Consider the following 6,000-nt stretch of genomic DNA (forward strand, 5'->3'; position numbering starts at 1 on the left):
CCGCTCGACCGTTCCACCTGGGACTGTCCGCTCATGACCCCCAGCGTCGGTGTCCCACATGACGCGGGCGTGGCGTCCTCGTGTCGTCGGTCTGCAGACCCGGCGGCGAACGGCCTGGCTCGCGGCGCGCTCCCGGCGATCACCGGTGGTGCGCCGTCCCCGTGGCCGCTCGAGGCGGTCACGGGAACGGCGGTCCCCCTCAGCGCCGACCGGCTCCTGGAGTGGCGTCCAGGCCGAGCAGGACCGGATCGTGGTCCGAGGACCGGTACGGATCAGGCGTGTAGAAGCCCTCCGGGTTGAACTCGGTGTTGTAGTCCAGGAACAACGCCTCGTCCGAGTTGATGTGCCAGATGTCCACGCCGGCGATCCGCTTCGCCAACTGCGGCGAGACCAGGGCGTGGTCGAGGTAGCCGGCCTGCCCCTGGAACACGTACGTGTACTGCTCCTCCTCGGGGACCCGGGTGTCGACCAGGTCGACGTAGCCGGCCGCCTCCAGGACGGCGATCGGGTCCTCCCCGCCGTAGGCGTTGAGATCGCCGATGATCATGGTCTGGTTGCCGGGCAGGGAGCCGGCCAGGTCCACGAGGGCCTCGGCCTGCTCGACGCGGTCGGCGTTGTAGCACCCCTGCCCGTCGCCCTGATCGACGTTCCCCCCCGTCGCTCCGGTGCAGCCCTTCGACTTGAAGTGGTTGACGACGACGGCGAAGGGCTGCCCGCCGGAGGCGGGACGGAACCGCTGTGCCAGCGGGAGCCTGGCGTTGGCGAAGGCGTCGCTGTCGGTCGTGCCGGCCGGACCCATCGGGACGACGGCGTCCGGCTGGTAGATCATCGCCACCTTGATCGCGTCGGTGCCGAACAGCCCGCCGCCGGTGCCGGGCTCCTCGACCGCGGCGTACCGGTCCTCGCCGGCCGCCTCGTTGAGCGCGGCGACCAGGTTGTCGACCGCCGCGTCGTCGGCGTCGTTCTCGATCTCCATCAGGCCGACGATCTCCGCGTCGAGCGCCAGGATCGCTGCGACGATCTTGGCCTGCTGGCGCTCGAACTCCGTCCCGCTGTCCGCGCCGCGCGGATCGTGCCCGCCGTCGGTGACCGCGCCGGGCTCGTCGATCGTCGTGAAGTAGTTGAGCACGTTGAAGCTGGCCACCTGCAGGTCGCCGCCCACCTCGTCGGGCGACGCCGGACGAGGATTCGCCCGCTGCACCGTCGGGTCGGCGGTCGGCTGCAGCCGCCAGGCGTCGTGCCCGTAGCTGAGCACCCCTTCGACCCCGGTCAGCGTGTCGCCGAGCCTGATCACCCCACCGTTCACGTCGGTGAAGGGCACCTCGTCGGGGTTCTGCACCGTGCTGACGTCGTCGATGATCAGCCGGCGGCCGTCGTTGGCCTGCTGCTGGGCCGAGTCGTCTGCGACGTCGTCGTTGGTCGGCTGGTAGAGCCGGCCGTCCGCGGAGACCACCAGCTCGCCGTAGCGGGCCAAGGTGTAGGTCTCGGTGGCCGTGACCGGCTCGGCGATGGTGACCAGCATGCCCTCGAGACGCTCGCGGGCCCCTTCGTCGGCGGGCAGGCCGAGCTCGGTTGGCGCGGGGACGGCGGCGTCGCCGCAGTCACCGATGGCGGTGACGTTCGTGATCTCGGTCAGGCCGTAGTACTCGTCGACGGTGCCGGTCACCCGGACGACGTCGCCCTCGGCGAGCGCGGGTGCGTCCGCGTCGAAGACGAAGATGCCGTCGGAGGTGGCCGGGTCGCCGTCGCCGTCGGCGGCCTGGAGGTAGACGCCGCCGAGCTGGTCGGCCTCCTGGAAGTCGCCGACGACGACGCCCTCGACGGTGACCTGCTCGCCCTCGACGGGGCTGGTGTCACCGGCGCCCTGGACTGCGCCGATCTCGTGGGTGACCGCGATCTCGCAGGCCTCGGGCTCGGGGTCGGGCTCGGGCTCAGTGGGCGCGCTGCCGCCGCCCTCGCCGAAGGTCTGGCCGGTGTTGACGCTGCCGAAGGAGTCGTCGGCCGGCGCGGCCCAGGAGAAGTCGCCGTAGGCGGTGCCGGTGCCGGTGAGCTGCAAGGAGTGCCCGGCTGGCGTGCTGCTGGACTCGGCCACGCCGATGTCGGTGCTGGTCAGGCCGCCCGCCGCACCGCCCACCGCGGCGAAGCTGCCTCCGTAGGAGAGGAACTGCACGACGACGCCGCCCGCGTTCACCAGCGCGACGCCGTCGGTGTCCCCGTTCTGGATGCCGTTCGCCGGGTAGGCGAGCACGACCGTGCCGTGACCGTCCTGCTGGTCGGAAAGGGCGCCGCTGAGTTCCCGCGTCCCGTACGCAGCCCCGTTGCTCCCGTTGTAGAGGACGACGCTCCAGCCGGTCAGGTCGGTCCCGGCGGGGCCGGCGATCTCGATCGCCTCGCCGGCGTCGGTGCTCGCATTGTCGTAGTGGAGCTCGTTGATGAAGACGGCGCCGTCCGCGGGGGCCACGGCGGCGGCAGGGGCGACCGACACCCCGAGCACGCCCGCGACCATCGCGGACAGGACGGCGGCCGGAACCGCTCGATGACGTCGTTGCACTGCTTCTCCTCGGGCCGTGGGACGGGTGCGGCGCGAAGGTAGGCACCGAGCACGACACGGACATGGCCGTCGGGTGACCGATCGGCGACCGACCCGGCGTGTCGGCGAGGGGCCGCCGCCGAGTTCCGCCGCGCATCGACCGGCGTTCACCCCCTGGCCCCCGGCCGGCCGCCGAGCGAGGAGTGGATGGACGAGCCGTTCCGTCCCATCTCGTCCGCAGGAGAACCCATGACACGAACAGCGCTCCGCCGGGTCGCATCCGGCGCCGCCGCCGCGACGGCTCTCACCGCACTGACCCTGGCCGGCGGAACGTCCGCCGTGAGCGCCGCCCTGGAGAAGGCGCAGGGCCCCAAGCCGGTCGAGGTGCAGCTGCTGGCCCTCAACGACTTCCACGGCAACCTCGAGGCACCGGGCGGCTCCGGCGGCCGCATCCAGACCGGCGCCGACCCCGACGGCCCCGACGGCTCCGGTGCCGCGCCGACCGTCGACGCCGGCGGCGCCGAGTACCTCGCCACCCAGCTCGCGCAGCTGGCCGAGGAGCAGAAGAGGAACAACACGATCACCGTCGCCGCCGGCGACCTGATCGGCGCGTCGCCACTGCTGTCGGCCGCCTTCCACGACGAACCGGCCATCGAGTCCCTCGGTCTGGCCGGGCTGGACTACGCCGGCGTCGGGAACCACGAGTTCGACGAGGGCGCCGAGGAACTGCTGCGCATCCAGCACGGCGGCTGCCACCCGGTCGACGGCTGCGCGGACGGCACGCCGTACGAGGGCGCCGACTTCCAGTACCTCTCGGCCAACGCGTTCGTCACCGAGACCGGTGAGCCGCTGCTCGACCCGTACGCGATCCACAAGGTGCAGGGCGTGGAGATCGGCCTCATCGGCATGACCCTCGAGGGCACCGCCGACATCGTCAGCCAGGAAGGCGTCGCCGGGCTGGAGTTCGCCGACGAGATCGAGACGGCCAACCGCTACGCCGCGGAGCTGCAGGAGCAGGGCGTCGAGGCGATCGTCGTCCTGCTGCACCAGGGCGGTTCACAGAGCGGCGCGGGCGCCTGGGACGTCAACGGCTGCAACGGCCTCACCGGCCCGATCGTCGACATCGCCGAAGGCATGGACGACGCCATCGACGTCATTGTGAGCGGCCACACGCACCAGGCCTACAACTGCCAGATCGACGGCAAGCTGGTCACCAGCGCCAGCTCCGCCGGACGGCTGGTCACCGACATCGACCTGGCCGTCGACCGGCGCACCGGGGACGTGCTCACCGCCGGGGCGGAGAACGTCATCGTCACGCGTGACCTCGCGGCCGACAGCGCTCAGACCGAGCTCATCGAGCGCTACCGGGAGGCCCTCGGTCCGATCGCCGGCGAGGTCGTCGGCACCACTCCCGCCGGCCTGACCAGGCAGCAGGAGCTGCTCTTCGACGGGGCGCAGGGGGAGTCCCAGCTCGGCAACGTCATCGCCGACGCCCAGCTCGCCGCCACCGACGACGAGTACGAGGCCATCGCCGCGTTCATGAACCCGGGTGGCGTCCGCGCGGACCTCGACGCCGGTGCGGTCACCTACGAGGAGGCGTTCACCGTCCAGCCCTTCGCCAACAACCTGGTGACCCTCGACCTGACCGGCGAGCAGCTGTACTGCCTGCTGGAGCAGCAGTTCCAGGTGGGCCGCACCCTCTACGTCTCGGACACGGTGTCCTACGTCGTCGCCCCCGAGGGGACGACCGCCCCGGCCGGCGCGGAGCCGTGCACCGGCACCCGGGTGGTGAAGGGCAGTCTCGCGATCGGAGGCGAGGCAGTCGTCACCGAGCGGACCTACCGGATCACGGTGAACAACTACCTCGCCGGCGGCGGGGACGGGTTCACCGTGCTGACCGAAGGTGCGAACGCCACCACCGGCCCGATCGACCTCGACGCCTTCACCGCGTACCTCACGGCGCAGTCACCGGTGAGTGCGCCGTCCCTCGACCGCATCACCACCACCGAGGAGGTCGCCCAGGACTGACCCCGCGGTTGCTCGGTCGGCGGCGGTCCTCCACGGGGACCGCCGCCGACGCATGTCCGGACCACGTCCGCTGCAGCGGCAGCCGGTGGATGCCCGTCGTGTGCGCAAGACCCCTGTTCCGACGAGGGGTGACCCTCGCCACGCGTGATGATCGGGATCCTCCACGTCCGTTCACCGGCCGTTCACCTCGGCTCGGGGATCACGCCACCTGGGCTCCTTAAAGTCCCTCGTGTCGGTCCAACGCTGCCCGGAACAGGTCCGGGCGAACCTGAGAGGCCCTGAGTTGAAGCTCAGCACCAAGACGCGCGCCACCACGCTCTCCGTGGCGCTCGCCAGCACCCTCGCGCTCGCCGCCTGCGGCGCGTCCAACGAGTCCGGTGGCGGCTCCACCGGCGGCAGCGGCACCGGGTCGGGCACCGAGCTGAGCGGCACGCTCGTGGGTGCCGGCGCGAGCAGCCAGCAGGCCGCCATGCAGGGCTGGACCGCCGGGTACAGCAGCGTCCAGCCGGACGTCACGGTCAACTACGACCCGGTCGGCTCCGGCGGCGGTCGTGAGCAGTTCCTCGCCGGCGGCACCGACTTCGCCGGCTCCGACGCCGCGCTGGACGAGGAGGAGCTCGCCCAGGCCGAGGAGCGCTGCGGGACGTCCGGCGTCTTCGAGCTGGTCAACTACATCGCCCCCATCGCGGTCGTCTACAACCTCGAGGGCGTCGACGAGCTGAACCTCTCCCCGGAGACCCTGGCGGGAATCTTCAACCAGCAGATCACCAACTGGAACGACCCGGCCATCGCTGCGGACAACCCGGACGCCACGCTGCCCGACCTGCCGATCACCCCGGTCAACCGCGCGGACGACTCCGGCACCACGGAGAACTTCACCGAGTACCTGGCCGCTGCGGCCGGTGACGCCTGGCCGCACGAGCCCGACGGCGTCTGGCCGGTGGCCGGCGGCGAGGCTGCGCAGGGCACCTCCGGCGTGGTCAGCGCGGTCGGGGCCGGCAACGGGGCCATCGGCTACGCCGACCTGAGCCAGGCGGGCGATCTCGGCGTGGCCAACATCGGGGTGGGCGAGGAGTTCGTGGCGCCGTCGGCCGAGGCCGCCGCCGCGGTGGTCGAGAACTCCGAGACGGTCGGGGGCCGTGGTGAGTACGACTTCGCCATCGAGCTGGCACGCGACACCACCGAGTCCGGCAACTACCCGATCGTGCTGGTCAGCTACCACATCGGCTGCATCGAGTACGACGAGCAGGAGACCGCGGACCTGGTCAAGGACTTCATGGGCTACGTGATCAGCGAGGAGGGGCAGCAGGCCGCGGCGGAGGCCGCCGGCTCGGCGCCGATCTCGGACGCCCTCCGCGAGCAGAACCAGACGGCGATCGACGCGATCACCGCCGGCTGATCCGGCATCATCAGTGACGGCCCGGAGCGTCTGACGACGCTCC

The 6,000-nt window shown here is 71.7% G+C and carries 3 protein-coding genes; 2 read left to right on the plus strand and 1 reads right to left on the minus strand.

Annotation, left to right across the window (positions count from 1 at the left end; all coding sequences use genetic code 11):
- Positions 1 to 199: 199 nt before the first annotated feature.
- On the minus strand, positions 200 to 2,551 hold the full coding sequence (locus ACI791_RS12690; RefSeq protein WP_456586360.1) for an ExeM/NucH family extracellular endonuclease: 2,352 nt from the start codon (positions 2,549 to 2,551) through the stop codon (positions 200 to 202).
- A gap of 228 nt (positions 2,552 to 2,779) precedes the next feature.
- Here ACI791_RS12690 and ACI791_RS12695 point away from each other — a divergent pair, with 228 nt between their 5' ends.
- Both ACI791_RS12695 and pstS read left to right on the plus strand, forming a co-directional pair.
- Complete coding sequence (locus ACI791_RS12695) at positions 2,780 to 4,558, plus strand: bifunctional metallophosphatase/5'-nucleotidase (RefSeq protein WP_456586361.1); 1,779 nt, start codon at positions 2,780 to 2,782, stop codon at positions 4,556 to 4,558.
- A gap of 283 nt (positions 4,559 to 4,841) precedes the next feature.
- Complete coding sequence (gene pstS, locus ACI791_RS12700; protein WP_456586362.1) at positions 4,842 to 5,957, plus strand: phosphate ABC transporter substrate-binding protein PstS; 1,116 nt, start codon at positions 4,842 to 4,844, stop codon at positions 5,955 to 5,957.
- Positions 5,958 to 6,000: the final 43 nt, after the last annotated feature.

The sequence above is a fragment of the Blastococcus sp. SYSU DS0973 genome, assembly GCF_054051055.1.